This window comes from Azospirillum lipoferum 4B (assembly GCF_000283655.1).
GTDB lineage: Bacteria > Pseudomonadota > Alphaproteobacteria > Azospirillales > Azospirillaceae > Azospirillum > Azospirillum lipoferum_C.
The window spans coordinates 1,371,120-1,388,901 of the sequence record NC_016622.1; the positions used below are offsets into that span (position 1 = coordinate 1,371,120).

19 protein-coding genes are annotated in these 17,782 nt (G+C 67.0%); 6 read left to right on the forward strand and 13 right to left on the reverse strand.

Annotated elements, in window-relative coordinates; genetic code table 11:
* Positions 1-24 precede the first annotated feature (24 nt).
* The gene (locus tag AZOLI_RS06325; RefSeq protein ID WP_014247767.1) at positions 25-231 is read right to left on the reverse strand and encodes a hypothetical protein; all 207 of its coding nucleotides are present in this window, start codon (positions 229-231) and stop codon (positions 25-27) included.
* Between the two features lie 216 nt (positions 232-447).
* The gene (locus tag AZOLI_RS06330) at positions 448-2,418 is read right to left on the reverse strand and encodes a PAS-domain containing protein (protein ID WP_014247768.1); all 1,971 of its coding nucleotides are present in this window, start codon (positions 2,416-2,418) and stop codon (positions 448-450) included.
* A gap of 258 nt (positions 2,419-2,676) precedes the next feature.
* Here AZOLI_RS06330 and AZOLI_RS06335 point away from each other — a divergent pair, with 258 nt between their 5' ends.
* Positions 2,677-3,141, forward strand: a complete 465-nt coding sequence (locus AZOLI_RS06335) for a hypothetical protein (RefSeq protein ID WP_014247769.1) — start codon at positions 2,677-2,679, stop codon at positions 3,139-3,141.
* Positions 3,142-3,196: 55 nt separating this feature from the next.
* Here AZOLI_RS06335 and AZOLI_RS06340 read toward each other — a convergent pair whose 3' ends face one another.
* The 10 genes from AZOLI_RS06340 to AZOLI_RS06385 all read right to left on the reverse strand — a co-directional run bounded on the left by AZOLI_RS06340 (position 3,197) and on the right by AZOLI_RS06385 (position 13,315).
* Positions 3,197-4,684, reverse strand: a complete 1,488-nt coding sequence (locus AZOLI_RS06340) for a carboxypeptidase M32 (RefSeq protein WP_014247770.1) — start codon at positions 4,682-4,684, stop codon at positions 3,197-3,199.
* Positions 4,662-5,516 carry an SURF1 family protein gene (locus AZOLI_RS06345; RefSeq protein WP_014247771.1) on the reverse strand — a complete coding sequence of 285 codons (855 nt, stop codon included), beginning with the start codon at positions 5,514-5,516 and terminating at the stop codon, positions 4,662-4,664. The genes AZOLI_RS06340 and AZOLI_RS06345 overlap by 23 nt, the downstream gene beginning before the upstream one ends.
* On the reverse strand, positions 5,513-5,854 hold the full coding sequence (locus AZOLI_RS06350) for a DUF983 domain-containing protein (RefSeq protein WP_014247772.1): 342 nt from the start codon (positions 5,852-5,854) through the stop codon (positions 5,513-5,515). The genes AZOLI_RS06345 and AZOLI_RS06350 overlap by 4 nt, the downstream gene beginning before the upstream one ends.
* A gap of 100 nt (positions 5,855-5,954) precedes the next feature.
* On the reverse strand, positions 5,955-6,830 hold the full coding sequence (locus tag AZOLI_RS06355) for a cytochrome c oxidase subunit 3 (RefSeq protein ID WP_014247773.1): 876 nt from the start codon (positions 6,828-6,830) through the stop codon (positions 5,955-5,957).
* Between the two features lie 21 nt (positions 6,831-6,851).
* Positions 6,852-7,514, reverse strand: coding sequence for a cytochrome c oxidase assembly protein (locus AZOLI_RS06360; RefSeq protein WP_014247774.1), 663 nt, complete (start codon positions 7,512-7,514; stop codon positions 6,852-6,854).
* Positions 7,514-7,699, reverse strand: a complete 186-nt coding sequence (locus tag AZOLI_RS06365) for a hypothetical protein (protein WP_014247775.1) — start codon at positions 7,697-7,699, stop codon at positions 7,514-7,516. Before AZOLI_RS06365 ends, AZOLI_RS06360 begins: the two co-directional genes overlap by 1 nt.
* Positions 7,696-8,607 carry a heme o synthase gene (cyoE, locus tag AZOLI_RS06370; RefSeq protein WP_014247776.1) on the reverse strand — a complete coding sequence of 304 codons (912 nt, stop codon included), beginning with the start codon at positions 8,605-8,607 and terminating at the stop codon, positions 7,696-7,698. Before cyoE ends, AZOLI_RS06365 begins: the two co-directional genes overlap by 4 nt.
* A gap of 138 nt (positions 8,608-8,745) precedes the next feature.
* On the reverse strand, positions 8,746-10,374 hold the full coding sequence (gene ctaD, locus AZOLI_RS06375) for a cytochrome c oxidase subunit I (protein ID WP_014247777.1): 1,629 nt from the start codon (positions 10,372-10,374) through the stop codon (positions 8,746-8,748).
* A 135-nt stretch (positions 10,375-10,509) separates the two neighbouring features.
* Positions 10,510-11,367 (reverse strand): cytochrome c oxidase subunit II, encoded by an 858-nt coding sequence (gene coxB / locus AZOLI_RS06380; protein ID WP_014247778.1) that lies wholly within the window; start codon positions 11,365-11,367, stop codon positions 10,510-10,512.
* Positions 11,368-11,935: 568 nt separating this feature from the next.
* Positions 11,936-13,315, reverse strand: coding sequence for a DUF3422 family protein (locus AZOLI_RS06385; RefSeq protein WP_014247779.1), 1,380 nt, complete (start codon positions 13,313-13,315; stop codon positions 11,936-11,938).
* Positions 13,316-13,558: 243 nt separating this feature from the next.
* Here AZOLI_RS06385 and tldD point away from each other — a divergent pair, with 243 nt between their 5' ends.
* The 4 genes from tldD to AZOLI_RS06405 all read left to right on the forward strand — a co-directional run bounded on the left by tldD (position 13,559) and on the right by AZOLI_RS06405 (position 16,730).
* Entirely contained in the window at positions 13,559-14,992 is a 1,434-nt protein-coding gene (tldD, locus tag AZOLI_RS06390; protein WP_014247780.1) for a metalloprotease TldD, read from the forward strand.
* 144 nt (positions 14,993-15,136) lie between these two features.
* A complete protein-coding gene (locus AZOLI_RS06395; protein ID WP_014247781.1) occupies positions 15,137-15,709 on the forward strand; it encodes a polymorphic toxin type 46 domain-containing protein in 573 nt (190 codons plus the stop codon).
* 87 nt (positions 15,710-15,796) lie between these two features.
* A complete protein-coding gene (locus tag AZOLI_RS06400; protein WP_014247782.1) occupies positions 15,797-16,084 on the forward strand; it encodes an immunity protein Tsi6 family protein in 288 nt (95 codons plus the stop codon).
* 106 nt (positions 16,085-16,190) lie between these two features.
* Entirely contained in the window at positions 16,191-16,730 is a 540-nt protein-coding gene (locus tag AZOLI_RS06405; RefSeq protein ID WP_014247783.1) for a glycine cleavage system protein R, read from the forward strand.
* A 152-nt stretch (positions 16,731-16,882) separates the two neighbouring features.
* Here the strand turns inward: AZOLI_RS06405 and sugE are convergent, their stop codons facing one another.
* Entirely contained in the window at positions 16,883-17,200 is a 318-nt protein-coding gene (gene sugE, locus AZOLI_RS06410) for a quaternary ammonium compound efflux SMR transporter SugE (RefSeq protein ID WP_014247784.1), read from the reverse strand.
* 224 nt (positions 17,201-17,424) lie between these two features.
* Here sugE and AZOLI_RS06415 point away from each other — a divergent pair, with 224 nt between their 5' ends.
* Positions 17,425-17,748: a succinate dehydrogenase assembly factor 2 gene (locus AZOLI_RS06415; RefSeq protein ID WP_014247785.1), complete on the forward strand. Its 324-nt coding sequence runs from the start codon at positions 17,425-17,427 to the stop codon at positions 17,746-17,748.
* The last annotated feature ends 34 nt before the right edge of the window (positions 17,749-17,782 follow it).

Sequence of the window (17,782 nt, forward strand, 5' to 3'; positions counted from 1 at the left end):
TCATCAGGTCCGCCCTGTTCGGAGCTACTTGGCTCCGGCAGTCATCATCCAGATCGCAACGAAATACAGCGCTGTGCCGAGCAGTGCCGCATAGAGGATGATGCTCGGGTGGAAGATGAAGCCGATGGGCAGGATCAGCAGCATCAACGCCGCGGCGAGCAGTCCGAGCAGGAAGATGCCGAGGTTGAACTTCTCATAGACCGGGGCGTTCAGGTCGGTGTGGGTCGCCATGGCGCGTGCTCCGTTCCGGTGCCGCGTTGCGCGGCGGTGGTCTTGTGTATGAGCACAGCCTAATGATGAGTTGGATGGGTGGCATTGCGAATTCGCAAGAATTTGGCAGGTTCCTACCGATCCGTTGCGAAATTCCGGCGGAAGCTCTCAAACCCGGCGCACCGCAAGCAGACGTGATGGGCCGATGGCATGGCCGCTCGCCTGTCCGGCCCCTCCCTATCCCACCGGAAACCGCAGCAAAAACCGCGTTCCGCTCCCCTCGCCGTCCTCAAGCGCGATGCTGCCGCGCATGGTGCCGGTCATGATGTTGGCGCAGATGCTCAGGCCCAGGCCGCTGGCGCCCATGCCGCGCTTGGTGGTGAAGAAGGGTTCGAAGATGCGGGGACGGATGTCGGTGGGGATGCCCTTGCCGTCGTCGGCGTAATGCATCTCGATCCATCCGGCCGGCTGCTCACGGGCCGACAGCAGGATGCGGCCCGCCTCGCCCTCGTCATAGGCATGGACCAGGGCGTTGATGATCAGGTTCGACAGCACCTGCGCGAAGGCGCCGGGATAGCCGTCGACGATCAGCCCGGCGGCGATGTCCAACTCCACCGTCACGCGGGTGCGGCGCAGGCGGGGGCGCAGGCTCAGCAGCACCTCGTCGACATAGGCGGCGAGGTCGAAGGGGCGGCGCTCGCCGCTCGCCTGGTCGGAGGCCACCTGCTTGAAGCTCTGGATCAGGCCGGTGGCGCGCTCCACATTCGACAGGATCATCCGCGTCGATTCCCATGCGACGTCCAGGAATTCCTGGAAATCGCTGCGGCGGATGCGGTTCTCCTCGAACAGGGTGCGGATGCGGCCGACCTCCTCGCCGAGGTGGGAAATGGCGGTCAGGGTGACGCCGATCGGCGTGTTCACCTCATGCGCCACGCCGGCGACCAGCTGGGCCAGGGAGGCCAGCTTTTCCGCCTGGATCAGGCTGGCCTGGGCGTCGCGCAGTTCGGCTTCGGCGCGCTTGCGGGCGGTGATGTCCAGCGCCACGGTGACGATGTGGGTCACATCGCCGTCCTCGTCGGTCAGCGGCATCTTGGTGGTCAGCCAGTCGCGCATTGCCCCGTCGCCGTCGGGCCCACGGTCCTCGTGAAAGGGCACACCCTGGCCGCTCTCCACCACCAGCCGGTCCAGTGCCGCGGCGCGGTCGGCCAGCGGACCGGGAGGCGGAACCTCGGCCGGACCGTAGGTCTCACGGTAGAAGCGGTTGGTCAGGCGCACCGTGCCGTCGCGGTCCTTCACGTCGATCAGCGCGGGAATGGCGTCGATGACGCCAGTCAGTATTTCCCGGCTCTGGCGCACCGCCTCGTCGGCAATGACGCGGTCGGTGATATCGGTGAAGGTGCGAACCTGTCCTCCGTCCGGAAGCGGCACCACCCGCACCTCGACGAACCGGCCGTCGCCCTGAGGACGGGCATAGACGAACTCGCGATCGGGCCGGCCGATCCGCTCCATCAGATAGGCCGTCTTGGCGTCGAGATCGTCGCCGAAATCGGGGGAGCCGGCCGGCATTTCCAGCAGCCGGCTGGCGATCTGGTGGCGCATCACGTCCTGCAGACGCGGTCTGCCGCGCATGACCTCCTCGGATACGCCCAGTATGTCGAGCGCAAGGCCGTTCCAGGCGATATAGCGCAGGTCGCGATCCAGCAGGATGATGCCCTGCCCCATATTTTCCAGCGTCAGGCGAAGCAGGTGGCGCTGTGTCGAAAGATCGTCCTCCGCACGGCGGCGCTCGGTGACGTCGGTGTAGGTGCGGACAAAGCCCCCACCGGTGGTGCGCCGGGTCCGAACCTCCAGAACCCGGCCGTCGGGCCGGCGATGCTCGTATGACGGCGGGTCGGCGCGCAGTGCCCGCTCCAGATGGCGGGCGGCGATGGCCTCTGGATCGCCCGGACCGTATTCGCCGTTGCGGGCCAGGAATTGGATGAGTTGAGCGTAATCCGCCCCCGGCATGAATCCACGCGGCAGGCCGAACAGCTCATAGAGCGGCCCGTTGATCACCCTCACGGTCAGATCGGCATCGACCAGGATCACGCCCTGATCCATCTGCTCCAGCGCCAGCGCCGACAGATCGTCGCCGATGGACGGGTCCGTCCCGATGGTCCGGGCCGTGACGGAGAGGTTCGTCGGAAGATCGGGGATCTGGGCTGGCAAGGTCGGCGCGCCATCCGTCGTTATGCGGGCCCGAAATCGAACGAGCCACTGTAACAGCCGGCTCCGGTCCTGCCGAGCTTTCGTCGATGTCAGGGTGTCGCAACCCAAGGACATTTAATCGGCATTTTAAGCATTTCGGAACTTTTGCCCCACTACCCTGTTTCGAATCACGCACGGTTTGTGCAAGATCGGATCAGCGACGAGACCGCCCGAACCATAGCCCTGCCCGCCTACCCGCCACCCTGAGGTTTTCGCCCGTTGTCCGGACTGGCCGCCCTTCCCGCACCGACCAGCGCGATGCCCACCTCGGGCGTTGCGAAGCTGCGTCAGATGCTGGCGAGCGATGCCGCGGCGGTTCAGCCGATCCGCCGGATTCCCGGCGAGGAGGAGCGCAAGCGGAACAAGGAAGGGACCGAGGCGACAGGCGATGCGCTGCAGGGGAGCGGCCGTGCCGACGGCGACTCGACGGCTTCCCGCAGCCGCGGCACCGGCGGGTCGGCGGGTGGCTTCACCATCGGTTCCGCCACCGACGACTCCAGCCCGGTCAGCGGCGGTCCCGTTCCGCTGACCGCCCTTCCCAACGCCGGCTATGTCGCCCAAAGCATCCATCAGGAAGCGATGGGCAGCGGACTGACCATCGAACCCTGGTCCGATGCCATCGAAGCGTATCGCCGCGCCGACGCCGGGGTGAACACGCCGCTGGTCACGCAGATCGCGGTATAGGGGTAGGAATCCGGGCCGGCCCCCCGTCGCCAGGGAACCGGCCGCGGTCACGGACTCAGAGATAGCGCTGCTCCAGATGCCGCTTGAACACCGACGAGTCGAGCGGCCGGCCGGTCGCCGCCGTCAGCAGCTCGTCACCGGAGGCATGGAAACAGCCAGTCTCGTGCACATTCACCCGCAGCCAAGCGACCAGCGGCGCGAACTCGCCGCGTGACAGGGCGGGCACGATCTCCGGATCGGCGGTGCGCGCGGCGTCGAACAGTTGGGCCGCGGTCATGGCCCCCAGCGTGTAGCTCGGGAAATAGCCCCAGCCGCCGCCCGGCCAGTGGATGTCCTGCAGGCAGCCCAGCTTATCGTTCGGCGGCACCACGCCCACCAGCTCCGCCATGCCGTCGTTCCAGGCGCCGGGCAGGTCCGGCAGGGTCAGATCGCCGGCGATCAGCGCCTTTTCCAGGCGGTAGCGTAGGATGATGTGGGCCGGATAGGTGACCTCGTCGGCATTGACGCGGATGAAGCCGCGCTCGACCCGGCTGTAGAGCCGGCGCAGATTGTCCGCCTCCCAGGCCGGCCCCTCCCCGCCGAAGGTCTCGCGCACCACAGGCGCCAGCCAAGTGATGAACTCCGGCGAGCGGCAGGCCTGCATCTCCATCAGCAGAGACTGGCTCTCATGCACCGCCATGCCGCGCGACTGGCCAACCGGCTGCCCAAGCCACGCCCGCGGGCGGTTCTGCTCGTACAGGGCATGGCCGGTCTCGTGCAGGATGCCCATCAGCGCGTCGGTGAAGTTGGCCTCGTCATAGCGGGTGGTGATGCGGACATCGCCGGTCGCCCCGCCGCAGAAGGGATGCAGCGACACGTCGAGCCGGCCGCGGCTGAAATCGAAGCCCAACCGCTCCATCATCCGCACGCCCAGCTCGCGCTGCTTTTCCACCGGGAACGGCCCCTGCGGATCGACCGCGGCCGGGGCGGCGGCCTGACGGTCGAGCACGCGGCCGATCAGGTCGGGCAGGAAGGTGGAGAGGTCGGCGAACAGCGCGTCGATCCGCTCCGCCCGCGCGCCCGGATCGTGGCTGTCGAGCAGCGCGTCATAGGGGCTGATGCCCATGACGGAGCCCATCGCGTCGGCCCCTTCGCGCACGCGGGCCAGCACCTCGGTCAGCGAGGGCAGCAGCTTGGCGAAATCGCTCTCCGCCCGCGCGGCGCGCCACGTCATCTCGCAGACCGACACGGCCTTGCTGGTCGCCTCCACCAGATCGGCGGGGATGGCGGTGGACTGGATGTGGTGGCGGCGCATCTCGCGCAGGTTGGCGCGCTGCCATGCATCGAGGTTGGTATCGGCCTCCGCCTCGGCCAGCAGGTCGGCCATGCGCGGGTCGGTCGCCAGCTCGTGCGCGATCACCGACAGGGTGGCGGTCTGCTCCGCCCGGCCGTCGTTCGCGCCCTCCGGCATGATCGTCTGGGTATCCCAGCCGAGAATGCCCAGCGCGTCGCCGATGGCGGCGATGCGGGCGTGGCGGCGTTCAAGCTCCTGATATGCGGTCATCGGATCGTCCGTCGGTTCCGGTGTCGGCGCGCTTGCGCTGCGACAGCACGTAGATCCCGGCGAGCGTTACCGCAAGCCCGTACCAGGTCAAGGCATACTGCAGATGGTTGTTCGGCAGGTCCACCCGCGGCTCGATCCCCGCCAGGGTGCCGGCCAAGGTGCTGGGTGGCGCTCCGGTCAGGCCGGAATTCGGTGCGCCGAAGCTCTGGCCGGGCAGCATCTCCACCACCACGGGCGCCACGCGGTCCAGCGACAGCGCCGCCGCCATGGCCGGCGGATCGGGCCGCATCCAGGCGCTCCCCGGCTGCGGCGTGCCGTTGCCGGGCTGGAACAGGCCGGGCTGCTGCGGCAGGCGGACGATGCCCTTGACGCTGACCTCCCCCTTCACCTGACCGGCGGGGCGGGATGCGGGATCGCGCAGATCCATGGGGATGAAGCCGCGGTTGACCAGCACGATGCCGGCCCCGTCCGCCCGCTGGAACGGGACCAGAAGCTCGTAACCGACCCGCCCCTGGTGCGGACGGGCGATCAGCAGAAATTCCCTGTCGTTGAGGAAATGGCCGGAGAGGGTGACGGGCCGGAACTCCCAGGCCGCGGGATCGTCGATGCGGGCCGGAAGCGGCACCGGCGGCTCGGCCATCCGGCTGGCGATCCGGGCGACCAGATCGGTCTTCCACTGAAGACGCTCCAACTGCCAGGTGCCGAGGCCGATGGCCAGCGCCAATCCCAGCATCGTGACCAGAGTGGCGCCCAGCGACGGGCGGAAGCGGCGGCGCTCCCGCGATCCGGCGCCATCTGCCGCCGCCCCTGTTCCGGTGGTTGCGGCCTTCATGATCCCTTCTCGACCTCGCTGCGGCGATAGCGGTACTGCAGGGCGATGATATAGGCCTTGGCCGGCCTCAGCATGCCCAGCGTCAGCCCCAGCACCACGATGCTCCAGACGATGGCGTGCAGCCACAGCGGCCATTCGACGGTCATCGATACCCACAGTGCCACCGGCACCACCAGGAATCCCAGGATGAAGATCAGGAAGACCGCAGGGCCGTCGCCGCTGTCGACCTGGGAAAAGTCGAGGCCGCAGTCGTTGCAGCGCTCCGCCACCGTCAGATAGCCGGAGTAAAGCCGCCCCCGTCCGCAGCGCGGGCAGACGCAACGCATGCCCGCCGACATGGGGGAAACTCTGGGGTAATGGTCGCTCACGCTGAAACCTCCCGTTCGCGCCGCTCCGGCAAAGGGTGAAGTCTGCCGGAACGGCTCGGCGCCGGTGGCGTCAGTGGCTGGCGATCACGCCGCCATGGCCACCCCACCAGTAGACCGATACGAACAGGAACAACCAGACAACGTCGACGAAGTGCCAATACCAGGCCGCAGCTTCGAAGCCGAAATGGCTTTCGGGGGTGAAATGACCCTTCACCGTGCGGACCCAGCAGACCGCCAGGAAGATCGTGCCGACCAGCACATGGAAGCCGTGGAAGCCGGTCGCCATGTAGAAGGTGGACGGGAAGATGCCGTCGGTGAACTTGAACGAGGCATAGACATATTCATAGGCCTGGAAGAAGGAGAACAGCACGCCCAGCAGCACCGTCAGGCCCAGCGCCTTCGCCGCCTCGCGGTTGCGCCCCTCCACGATCGCATGGTGGGCCCAGGTCACGGTGACGCCCGACAGCAGCAGGGTCAGCGTCATCATCAGCGGCATGTCGAACGGATCGATGACATGCACGTTGGGCGGCGGCCACACGGCATCGGGGTTGATCGGCGAGGCCTTCGGATCCAGGGCGGCGTGGAAGAAGGCCCAGAAGAAGGCGGAAAAGAACATCACCTCCGACGCGATGAACAGCGCCATGCCGTAACGCAGGCCGATCTTCACCACCGGGGTGTGGGCATGCTCCACCACCGATTCCCGGATCACCGAGCGCCACCAGCCGAACATCGTCACCAGAATGGCCAGCACCCCCAGGATCATCAGGAAGGAGCCGCCGTCATGCATGTAGACGACCAGACCGGTCGCCAGCAGCCCGCCGGAAAAGGCGCCGATCAGCGGCCAGGGGCTGGGCTTCAGCAGATGATAGGGATGCGGGATGCCGGCGCCCGGTTCATGGGCTGACGGTTCGGCGTGCGGCATTTGCCCGTGGGTGATGTCGGCCATCGTCTCACTACCCCATATTGTTCAGTTTGTGGCGGTCGCCCCTGGCTCCGCCTTTTGTTTGCTTGCCTCCGCACCGCCGGACGGGGCGGGAGACGCGGCATGCTGGGCAAGCCGGGCCTCGCTGTCCTTGGCGCGGAAGAAGGTGTAGGACAGCGTGATGGTGGTCACGTCGTCCATGTTCGGATCGTCGGCCATCGACGGGTCGACGAAGAAGGTCACCGGCATGTCCACGGCCTGGCCGGGCTCCAGGATCTGCTCGGTGAAGCAGAAGCACTGCATCTTGTTGAAATAGGCGCCCGCCTTGTCCGGCGTGACGTTGTAGACTGCGGTGCCGACGGTGGGCTTGACCCCGCGGTTCTCCGCCCGATAGGCGGCGAACCCGGTCTCTCCCAGCTTCAGCGCCAGTTCCTTCTGCTCCGGCTTGAAGGACCAGGGCAGCGCGTTGTTGGTGTCGGCGTTGAAGCGGATGGTGACCTTGCGGTCGACGACACGGTTCGCGGCCTGCTCGGCCCGCTGGGTCGTGCCGCCGAAGCCGGTGACGGCGCAGAACAGGTTGTAGAGCGGCACCGACGCATAGGTCATCCCGATCATCCCCGCCACCAGCCCGAACAGCGAGCCCAGGACGAGGCGGTTGCGGCGGCGCAGCCTGTCGTCGCGCTTGGTCATCTCGCCGCTCTTGACCATCAGTGCGCCCCGCCCATCCGCACGACGGTGATGGCGTAGAACAGGGCGACCAGCGTCAGCAGCGCCGCCAGAACGGCCAGATTGCGGCCGCGCAGCTTCCTGGCCCGCAAAACGGCCTCCTGCCGCTTCTGCTCCTCCACCGAGGCGCGGGTATCGACCGGGGTATCGTGTTCCATCACCGTCATGCCCACCCTCCAAGGATCAGCCGCTCCGCCATCATCACGGCGAACAGCAGGAACAGGTACAGGATCGAGAAACCGAACATCTTCTTGGCCGGCTTGTCGTCGGTCGCGCGCAGGACGCGGACGGCATGGCCGACGAACATCAGGCCGAGGATGGCCGACACCGCCAGATAGGCCGGCCCGGCGATCCCGACAAAGAACGGCGCCGCGGCCACCGGCAGCAGGATCAGCGTATAGGCCAGCATCTGGCGCTTGGTCGCCGCCTCTCCCGCCACCACCGGCATCATCGGCACGCCGGCGCGGGTGTAGTCGCCGTTGCGGAACAGGGCCAGCGCCCAGAAATGCGGCGGCGTCCACAGGAAGATCAGCAGAAACAGCAGGATGGACGGCATGTCCACGCTACCCGTCACCGCGGCCCAGCCGATCATCGGCGGGAAGGCGCCCGCGGCCCCGCCGATCACGATGTTCTGCGGGGTCCGGCGCTTCAGCCACATGGTGTAGACGAAGACGTAGAAGCCGATGGTCAGCGCCAGCAGCGAGGCCGCCGCCCAGTTCACCGCCAGCCCCATCACCACGACCGACAGCACCGACAGAGTGACGCCGAAGCCCAGCGCCTCCGACGGCTCCACGCGGCCCGACGGGATCGGGCGCTTGATCGTGCGGGCCATCACCGCGTCGATGTCGCGGTCGTACCACATGTTGATGGCGCCCGACGCCCCGGCGCCGACGGCGATGCACAGCACGGCGACCAGCGCCAGGAAGGGATGGATGTGGCCGGGAGCCAGGACGATGCCGGCCAGCCCGGTGAAGACCACAAGCGACATGACCCGCGGCTTCAGCAACTCGATGAAGTCACCGGCCGACGCCCCTCCGGTTCGGTTGAGCGTCAGTTCGTTCGTCATGTCCGTCATATCGTGTCCTTGTCTTCTAACCCCGGGTCCGTCGCCTCGGCGCCCTTCCTGCCGACGCCCATTGTTCGGGCTTTCCGGCTTTGTCCATTCCAGATGGGTCGGGCGCTGCAGTGCGGCAACGCCCGCCCGTTAGCATGCTTACTTCACCTGGGGCAACGTCTCGAACGCGTGGAACGGCGGCGGCGAGCTGACCGACCATTCCAGCGTGCCGGCCTGCGGGCCCCAATAGGCGCCCGGCACCCGCTCGCCGCTGCGCAGCGTCTTCCAGGCGATCCACACGAACAGCAGCGTCGAGGCGAAGGAGAGATAGGCGCCCAGCGACGACACCATGTTCCAGCCCCAGAAGGCATCCGGATAGTCGGGGATGCGGCGCGGCATGCCCGACAGGCCCAGGAAGTGCTGCGGGAAGAACACCAGATTGACGCCGACGAAGGTGGTGTAGAAATGGACCTTGCCCCAGAACTCCGGATACTGGCGGCCCGACATCTTGCCGATCCAGTAATACCAGCCGGCGAAGATCGAGAACACCGCGCCCAGCGACAGCACATAGTGGAAGTGCGCCACGACGTAGTAGGTGTCGTGCATGTAGTTGTCGAGGCCGCCGTTCGCCAGCACCACGCCGGTCACGCCGCCGACGGTGAACAGGAAGATGAAGCCCAGCGCCCACAGCATCGGCACCCGGAACTCGATCGACCCGCCCCACATGGTGGCGATCCACGAGAAGATCTTCACGCCCGTGGGGACGGCGATGATCATGGTGGCGGCGGTGAAGTAGGCCTTGGTGTCGACGTCGAGGCCGACCGTGTACATGTGGTGCGCCCACACGACGAAGCCGACGACGCCGATGGCGACCATGGCGTAGGCCATGCCGAGATAGCCGAACACCGGCTTCTTGGAGAAGGTCGACACGATGTGGCTGATGATGCCGAAGGCCGGCAGGATCATGATGTAGACTTCGGGGTGGCCGAAGAACCAGAACAGATGCTGGAACAGGATCGGGTCGCCGCCGCCTTCCGGATTGAAGAAGGTGGTGCCGAAATTGCGGTCGGTCAGCAGCATGGTGATGGCGCCGCCCAGCACCGGCACCGCCAGCAGCAGCAGGAAGGCGGTCACCAGCATCGCCCAGACGAACAGCGGCATCTTGTGCAGCGTCATGCCGGGCGCGCGCATGTTGAAGATGGTGGTGATGAAGTTCACCGCACCGAGGATCGAGCTGGCGCCGGCCAGATGCAGGGCGAAGATCGCCATGTCCACCGACGGCCCGCTGTGGCCCAACTGCGCCGACAGCGGCGGATAGATGGTCCATCCGGTGCCGGCGCCGGTGCCGACGAAGGCCGAGCCCAGCAGCAGCAGGAAGGCCGGCACGATCAGCCAGAAGCTGATGTTGTTCATGCGCGGGAAGGCCATGTCGGGCGCGCCGATCATGAGCGGCACAAACCAGTTGCCGAAGCCGCCGATCAGCGCCGGCATCACCACGAAGAACACCATGATCAGGCCGTGCGCCGTGATCAGCACGTTCCACATCTGGCCGTCGGCGACGAATTGCAGGCCCGGCGACTGAAGCTCCGCGCGCATGATGACGGAGAACAGGCCGCCGATCAGCCCGGCGATCACCGAGAAGATCAGATAGAGCGTGCCGATGTCCTTGTGGTTGGTCGAATAGAACCAGCGCTGCACGAAGCCGGGCATGTGATGGTCGTCATGCCCGTGACCATGCCCATGTCCATGCCCGGCGGCCTGATCCTGTCCCGGTGTGGCGTTTGCCATGTCTCTACCCTTTGTCGCTGTCCCTGGCCGCCGCGCCGTCCGTTCTTCCGCGGACCGGCGGCGGCTGGGTAGGTTCTTCTTATCGCGTCGTCCCTATGCCGGGCCGTGCGAAGTCCGCGGGGCCGGCCGGCATCCTCATTCGACCAGAGTTCCGGTCGGACGTGCCGCGACGTCGCGGGCCGGATCCTTCGGCGCGAAGGCCGTCTTGGCCTTGGCGACCCAGGCATCGAACGCCTCCCGGGACACCACCTCCACCGCGATCGGCATATAGCCGTGGTTTGTGCCGCAGATCTCGGAGCATTGGCCGTAATAGACGCCTTCGCGTTCGGCCTTGAACCACGTCTCGTTGATGCGGCCGGGGACGCCATCCTTCTTGACGCCGAAGGCCGGCATCGCCCAGGAGTGGATGACGTCGCCGGCGGTCACCATCAGCCGGACGGTGGTGTTGACCGGCACGACCACCCGGTTGTCGACCTCCAACAGACGGCGCTGGCCGGGCTTGATTTCCGATTCCGGGATCATGTAGCTGGAGAAGGCGATGTTGCCGTGGTCGGGATACTCATAGTCCCAATACCACTGCCGGCCGGTGACCTTGACGGTCATCTCGGCTTCCGGAATGCGTTCCGCGGCATAGAGCAGCTTGAAGGACGGCACGGCGATCACGATCAGGATGACCACCGGAAGCACGGTCCAGGCGACCTCCAGCAGCGTGTGGTGCGAGGTCTTGGACGGAACCGGGTTCTTCGTCGCATCGAAGCGGACGATGCAATAAGCCATCAGCGCCGCGACGAAGATCACGATCAGCGTGATGATGATGGTCAGCAGGTCGTTGAACGAGGTCATCAGATGCTTGACCGGGGAGGCGGAGGGCTGCATGCCCATCTCCCACGGTTGCGGCTCGTTCGCCAGGGCGGCACCCCACCCCATCATCGTCGGCCCGACCATCGACAGGACCGCCGCCAGGCCGGCGGCGTACAGGCTTTGCCTTCTCATCCCCAACCCCTTCTTAGCCGCGACGCTCGTCATGGCCCGCGGTCGTCTCTTCCCGCCGACGCCCCCTCCGCCCTCTTCTCCTCCGGACCGCGATCCGTTCGCGCTGTCCATAGTTGGGCTTATCAGCGAACGCCAGTTAATGCAGGGATCACGCCATCTTAGCGCGACATATACCCGCATCCGGAGCTTATCCCCACGTCACGCTGGGTTACAAGCCTTTCCTCTCTCCCACCGAATTCATAGACTTTTCCTCGCATTCAGCCGCGCCATGGGAACAAAGGTTGAGCGCGGACAGGGGTCAAACCATGCGGCATTCCGTCGCAGTCCGTTGGGGCAGCGGATTTTTGTGGGGATGGGGAGCGGAAAGGATGTGAGTGGTCGCGCCGACCGGTGCGCAGGATTGTTGCGGCGCCTGGGGGCGACTCAGGGATTAAGAATGGGTCAGGTGTGGGCTTCGGGCCAGATGCGCGAAGGTGATAGGCGCTGGCCCCCTCCCTAGCCCTCCCCCGCTTTGCGGGAGAGGGGACTGCCGCCGCCTCTCAGTTACATCATGCCGCCAACGCGCCCCTCAATGCCCGCCGACCAGCACCTTGCGGATCCGCCTCACCCCCGACCAGACGAAGGCGATGACGATGGGAATCATCACCCCCACCAGCATGTCGGGATCGACCTTGAGCCCGAATCCCTTCAGCCCCTTGGCCGCATAGCCGACGATGCCGACGAGGTAATAGCTGATCGCCACCACCGACAGCCCCTCCACCGTCTCCTGCAGGCGCAGCTGCAGCTGGGCGCGGCGGTCCATCGACTGGAGAAGCTCGGCGTTCTGGCCTTCCACCGCGATCTCGACGCGGGTGCGCAGCAGGGTGCTGGCCCGCGCCACCCGCTGCGACAGCGACTCGAGCCGCTGCTCGACCGCCTCGCAGGTGCGGATGGCGGGGGTCAGGCGGCGGTCCATGAACTCCTGGACGGTCTGCAGCCCTTCGATCCGGATCTCGCGCAGCTCCTCGATTCGCCGCTCGACCAACTCGTAATAGGCACGGGCGGCGCCGAACCGATAGGCGGTCTCGGCCGAGATCTGCTCGGTCTGCGCCGCCAGAAGGGTCAACCGGTCGAGCAGGTCACGCTCGTCCTGCAGGCCGCGCAGACAGGCGATCCGGTTGGTGACCTCAGCCAAGCCGGATTCGATCGGACCGATTCGGGGCAGCACGCCGCGCGCCATCGGGAGCGCCAGCAGGGCCAGCACCCGGTAGGTCTCGATCTCCAGCAGGCGTTGCACCACGCGGCCGGTCTGGCGCGGCGTCATCGAATGGTCGGCGACCAGCATGCGGGAGAAGCCGTCGCCATGGATGCGGAAATCGGTCCAGGCGGTGGCCGACCGGCCGGCGATGCGCGATCCGACATAGCTCTCCGACCCGAACATCGCGGCCATCATGGACGGCGACGGCTCCGGCGTGTCGGCGCCGAGCACGGCGACATGGATGCCGACAAGCAGTTCGCCCGGCAGGCCGGCCAGCCATTCCCGCGGCAAGGCATGCAGCGCCGGCTCCAGGAAGGGATCGACCAGGGCGCCCGCCGGCATGGCGCTGGGGCGGAAGACGGTCCAGGTCGAGAATTCGGTGTGCCGCTCCCACTTCAGATGAAAGCTGCCGAAGGACGCGCTGTGGTGGGTGGCGCCCTGCGGCGGGCGGACGACGCCGGCCCAGTCGCACAGAGCCTCCAGATGGCGGCGGTCGACCTCGGTCGCCCCCTCCCCCGACAGCATCGCCAGCATCGTGGCGCGCACCGGCGCCGCCACCGATTCCGGCGGACGGGCATGGACCTCGTTGGTCAGGACCTGGCGCAACGGATGGTCGCGCAAGGGGCGCGATCCGGCAATGCCGGTGCCGTTTCCGGACACGCCTGCGCGGTTCAGGCTGTCCGTTGTCGTCCGCACCGCTCCGTCGGTCATGTTTCCCTCCGCCATTCCAGCACCACCCCGCGGCCGGCCCGCCATCAGGTAACATAAACCGGCGTCGACGAACTTGCCGGATCGCGCCAGCGTCGCCACACTATAGTAAGACCGTTAGAGCACATGGTGCGGCGCGGCGCGAGAGCGCCCGCTATGACACTGTGTCCTACCATGGAACGAGGCCGGCACAAGCCATCATGCCGGGCAGGCCGGGTTCCGCCCCATCACAGGTTCGGAGTTTTCATGAGCGCGCTTGCCGTCACCGACGATCTCTTCTTCAACCGCGCCGGCATGGACCGCGCCCGCGTGGAAGGCGTCGTGCAGGACGCCCTGCACAGTGCCGACGATGGGGAGCTTTACCTCGAATACGCCCAGAGCGAGTCGCTGGGCTGGGACGACGGGAAGCTGAAGTCAGCCAGCTTCGACACCACCCAGGGCTTCGGCCTGCGCGCCATCGCCGGCGACGCGACCGGCTATGCCCATGCCAGCAACCTGTCGGAAGAGGCGATCCGCCGCGCTGCCGCCACCGTGCGCGCCGTGCAGGCCGGCCACACCGGCACCCTGGCGGAGCCGCCGGCCGGCACCAACCGCGCCCTCTACATCCCCGACAATCCCCTGCACCTTGTCCCCTTCGAAGAGAAGGTGAAGCTGCTGGCCGACATCGACGCCTATGCCCGCGCCAAGGACGAGCGAGTGCGGCAGGTCAGCTGCTCGATCAGCGGCGAATGGCAGGCGGTGCAGATCATGCGCGCCGACGGCGTGCGCGTCGCCGACCTGCGCCCGCTGGTGCGCCTGAACGTTTCCGTCGTGGTTGCCGAAGGCGACCGGATGGAGACCGGCGGCTATGGCGGCGGCGGCCGCGTCACCTACGAGCACTATATCCAGCCGGAAACCTGGCGCGGCTTCGTCGACGAGGCGCTGCGGCAGGCACTGGTCAACCTGTCCTCCGTTCCCGCCCCGGCCGGCGAGATGACGGTGGTGCTCGGCAGCGGTTGGCCCGGCATCCTGCTGCACGAGGCCATCGGCCATGGGTTGGAGGGCGATTTCAACCGCAAGAAGACCTCCGCCTTCTCCGGTCTGATGGGCCAGCGCATCGCCGCCCCCGGCGTCACCATCGTCGATGACGGCACCATCGAGAATTCGCGCGGGTCGATCAGCGTCGACGACGAGGGCACGCCCGGCCAGTGCACCACGCTGATCGAGGACGGCATCCTGGTCGGCTTCATGCAGGATCGCATGAATGCCCGCCTGATGGGCATGCGTCCGACCGGCAACGGCCGGCGCCAGAGCTTCGCCTACAACCCGATGCCGCGCATGACCAACACGGTGATGCGCAACGGCAACCACACGCCCGACGAGATCATCGCCTCGGTCAAGAAGGGCATCTACGCCAAGAACTTCGGTGGCGGTCAGGTCGACATCACCAACGGCAAGTTCGTCTTCTCCGCCAGCGAGGCCTACCTGATCGAGGACGGCAAGCTCGGTCCCGCCGTCAAGGGCGCCACCCTGATCGGCAATGGCCCGGACAGCCTGACCAAGGTGTCGATGATCGGCAACGACAGCCGCCTCGATCCCGGCGTCGGCACCTGCGGCAAGGACGGCCAGGGCGTGCCGGTCGGCGTCGGCCAGCCGACGCTGAAGCTGGAAGGCCTGACGGTCGGCGGCACCGCCGCCTGACGGCACAGCACATTACACCGCCTGCGATGAAGGGGCCGGACCGGGACATGGTCCGGCCCCTGTCGCATTCGGGGCTTGGCCGGACCGATTGCATGGGTATCATTCTGCCGGACATTTTCAATTTTCCGGATGCGGTGAATACCCATGAAATCCCTTTCCCGCCTTCTCAAAGAGCCATTGCTCGCTCTCTTTCTCCTGCTGGGCCTGTCGATGGCCGCAGCGCAGCCGGGCATCGCCCAGACCGCTCCGACCGCGGAGCAGGTGGCCGTCGCAAAGGCCACGGGGTCCAGCGCCGACCAGCTGAACGCCCGTGTGGTGGTCGCCAGCTATTTCTATGCCTCGACCGACCTCACCTCCGCCCGGTATGCCGACGACTCCAAAGGGATCGACTTCTCCAAGCCGCTGGAGGTGATCGACATCCCCGCCGGTACCATTTGGTACCAGTATGTCCGCACCGGCTACGACACCGTCCGGTTCGGGAACTTCTTCTCTCCCGTCGTCACCGCCACTCCCGATTGCCTGGGCATTTCCGGCGCCGGACGGGCGGAGTACAAGGCGGTGCTGCCGTCCGGCCAGGGGCTGAAGTCCGTCGCCGCCCCCATCGTCGACAATTGGACCACGCCGGGCACCAGCGTGCAGACCGCGGGCGGCTGCGCCCAGGTGGTGGTCCCGAACAGCGTCAAGTCCGGCGTCACCAGCGGCGGCCTCGCCCAATAGCGCCGCGACCTTCAGCCCCGATTTCCTGTTCTCTGGCTGGCGGCGGACGGTCAGACTGTCCGCCACCATCCAGAGGAGGCTCCCGCCATGTCCGACATCGCCACCGCCGACGAGCTGCGCCGGCGCATCGCACGCGCCTCCGCCGGAATTGCGGCACTGGCCGGACGGGAGCCGGACAACAGCTGGCTGACCAGCATCCAGCGCCAGCTCGACTATGTGGACGGCGCGGCACGGGATGGCGCCAAGCGGCTGGACCGTGCCGCGGACCTGAATTTCGGCCTGCTCGCCTCCCACTATGTCGACGACATCGACCCGGCGCTGGCGGCGGAGCTTCACGCCATCAGCGCCGCCACCCGCCGCCTGTTCGGCAGCTGAACGCCATTTTGTGCTGGCGTTCCCGGCACCCCGCTTCGATGATCGCGCATCCGGACGGCACGGCCGAAACCGTGACCGCGAAGAATACCGACACGGGAGATGTGCGATGGCGACGGACTCGACTGCCGGGCTGGCTCTGGTTTCCACCTTCTGCCCCGACCGGGTCGGGCTGGTCTCCGGCATCACAAGCCACCTGTTCGAACAGGGCATCAACCTGCGCGACGCCACCTTCGCCGCGCTCGGCACCGGTGCCGAGTTCTCCGCCGTCTGCGAGCTGCCCGCCGGGCTGACGGTGGGGGAGGTTCAGGCCAGCCTGTCATCCCTCCCTGTTCTGGCCGGCGCCGAGGTGAAGGTCACGCCCTTCGCCTTCGATCCCCAGCCGGGTCCGCAGGCCATGATCACCCACCGGGTCGAGGTGTCGGGCGGCGACCAGCCGGGCCTCGTTGCCCGCCTGTCGGAGATCTTCACCCAGTTCGACGCCAATATCGTGCGGCTGGATGCGCAGACCCTGCCCGACCGTGCCGGCGAACGCTATGTCCTGCGCTTCTCGGTGTCGATCCCGGCGGAGCGGGCGGAGGTCTGCCTGTCGGCGGCGGCGAATACCGCGGAGACGCTGGGGCTGACCTGCCGGACGGAGGGGGTTTGAGGGGGTTTCGGTTCAAATGCCCCCACCCCATCCCTCCCCCGCTACGCGGGAGAGGGGGCAGGAAGCTTGTTAAAGTAGTTTAACGCGAAGCGGCGGAGTTCCCTCTCCCGCGTGAGCGGGGGAGGGTTAGGGTGGGGGCATTCAGAGACCACTCACCCATGCAGAACCTTCAGCCCCACGATCCCGCCGACGATCGCCGCGATGCACAGCAGCCGCAGCGCCCCGGCGGGTTCGCCGAACAGCCACATCCCCAGCACCGCGGTGCCGACCGTGCCGATCCCGGTCCACACCGCGTAAGCCGTGCCCAGCGGCAGAGTCTTCAATGCAACCCCCAGCAGCAGGATGCTCGCCAGCATCGCCGCGGCGGTCAGCACGCTCGGGACCAGACGGGTGAAGCCCTCGGTGTATTTCAGGCCGACGGCCCAACCGATTTCGAACAGGCCGGCGAAGAACAGCGTGACCCACGCCATGACGGTACCTCCGTCTTGGAATGGCGGGGTCGTCCCCACCCGGTAACCCTCTGCTCATCGGCGGGGTCGTCCCCGCGGGCAATTGGGCAGATAGGACATCCACCTCCGGCGGTCAAGCCAGGCGGCCGAGGTTGCATCGCGGCGTCTGCCCGTGCAGGATGGGGTTCCTGAATGGTTCCCCCTTCGCCGCTGGTGGCGCTGGGGGTTTTCGACGTTGGACAGCAATGACCGAAAACGGCACCCCCCCGGCTTCCGAATCGCCGGCTCCCGAGAAGGCCGAATCGCTTGAGAACCGGCGCAAGCGGCTGCGCTTCCGCTCCTGGCATCGCGGCACGCGCGAGATGGATCTGCTGATGGGCAGCTTCGCCGACGCCCATGTCGGCGAGTTCGACCATGCCATGCTCGACCGATTCGAAGCGCTGCTGGAGCTTGGCGACCCCGACCTCTACGACTGGATGTCGGGACGGGAGCCGGTTCCCGCCGAACATGACAGCGACGTGATGCACCTGTTGACGGCGTTCCGTTACACACCACGTCAAGGCTCCTGACGGAGCCGCGTTCAAGGCTCTGTCAAAAGCACTT

What these genes read in the sequence shown, in the direction of transcription:
- AZOLI_RS06400 (WP_014247782.1), top strand. Translation starts at nt 15,797, where the DNA reads ATGTCCGACATCGCCACCGCCGACGAGCTGCGCCGGCGCATCGCACGC.
- AZOLI_RS06405 (WP_014247783.1), top strand. Translation starts at nt 16,191, where the DNA reads ATGGCGACGGACTCGACTGCCGGGCTGGCTCTGGTTTCCACCTTCTGC.
- tldD (WP_014247780.1), top strand. Translation starts at nt 13,559, where the DNA reads ATGAGCGCGCTTGCCGTCACCGACGATCTCTTCTTCAACCGCGCCGGC.
- AZOLI_RS06360 (WP_014247774.1), bottom strand. Translation starts at nt 7,514, where the DNA reads ATGGTCAAGAGCGGCGAGATGACCAAGCGCGACGACAGGCTGCGCCGC.
- AZOLI_RS06355 (WP_014247773.1), bottom strand. Translation starts at nt 6,830, where the DNA reads ATGGCCGACATCACCCACGGGCAAATGCCGCACGCCGAACCGTCAGCC.
- AZOLI_RS06350 (WP_014247772.1), bottom strand. Translation starts at nt 5,854, where the DNA reads ATGTCGGCGGGCATGCGTTGCGTCTGCCCGCGCTGCGGACGGGGGCGG.
- coxB (WP_014247778.1), bottom strand. Translation starts at nt 11,367, where the DNA reads ATGAGAAGGCAAAGCCTGTACGCCGCCGGCCTGGCGGCGGTCCTGTCG.
- AZOLI_RS06340 (WP_014247770.1), bottom strand. Translation starts at nt 4,684, where the DNA reads ATGACCGCATATCAGGAGCTTGAACGCCGCCACGCCCGCATCGCCGCC.
- ctaD (WP_014247777.1), bottom strand. Translation starts at nt 10,374, where the DNA reads ATGGCAAACGCCACACCGGGACAGGATCAGGCCGCCGGGCATGGACAT.
- cyoE (WP_014247776.1), bottom strand. Translation starts at nt 8,607, where the DNA reads ATGACGGACATGACGAACGAACTGACGCTCAACCGAACCGGAGGGGCG.
- sugE (WP_014247784.1), bottom strand. Translation starts at nt 17,200, where the DNA reads ATGGCGTGGGTCACGCTGTTCTTCGCCGGCCTGTTCGAAATCGGTTGG.
- AZOLI_RS06415 (WP_014247785.1), top strand. Translation starts at nt 17,425, where the DNA reads ATGACCGAAAACGGCACCCCCCCGGCTTCCGAATCGCCGGCTCCCGAG.
- AZOLI_RS06345 (WP_014247771.1), bottom strand. Translation starts at nt 5,516, where the DNA reads ATGAAGGCCGCAACCACCGGAACAGGGGCGGCGGCAGATGGCGCCGGA.
- AZOLI_RS06385 (WP_014247779.1), bottom strand. Translation starts at nt 13,315, where the DNA reads ATGACCGACGGAGCGGTGCGGACGACAACGGACAGCCTGAACCGCGCA.
- AZOLI_RS06395 (WP_014247781.1), top strand. Translation starts at nt 15,137, where the DNA reads ATGAAATCCCTTTCCCGCCTTCTCAAAGAGCCATTGCTCGCTCTCTTT.
- AZOLI_RS06365 (WP_014247775.1), bottom strand. Translation starts at nt 7,699, where the DNA reads ATGACGGTGATGGAACACGATACCCCGGTCGATACCCGCGCCTCGGTG.
- AZOLI_RS06325 (WP_014247767.1), bottom strand. Translation starts at nt 231, where the DNA reads ATGGCGACCCACACCGACCTGAACGCCCCGGTCTATGAGAAGTTCAAC.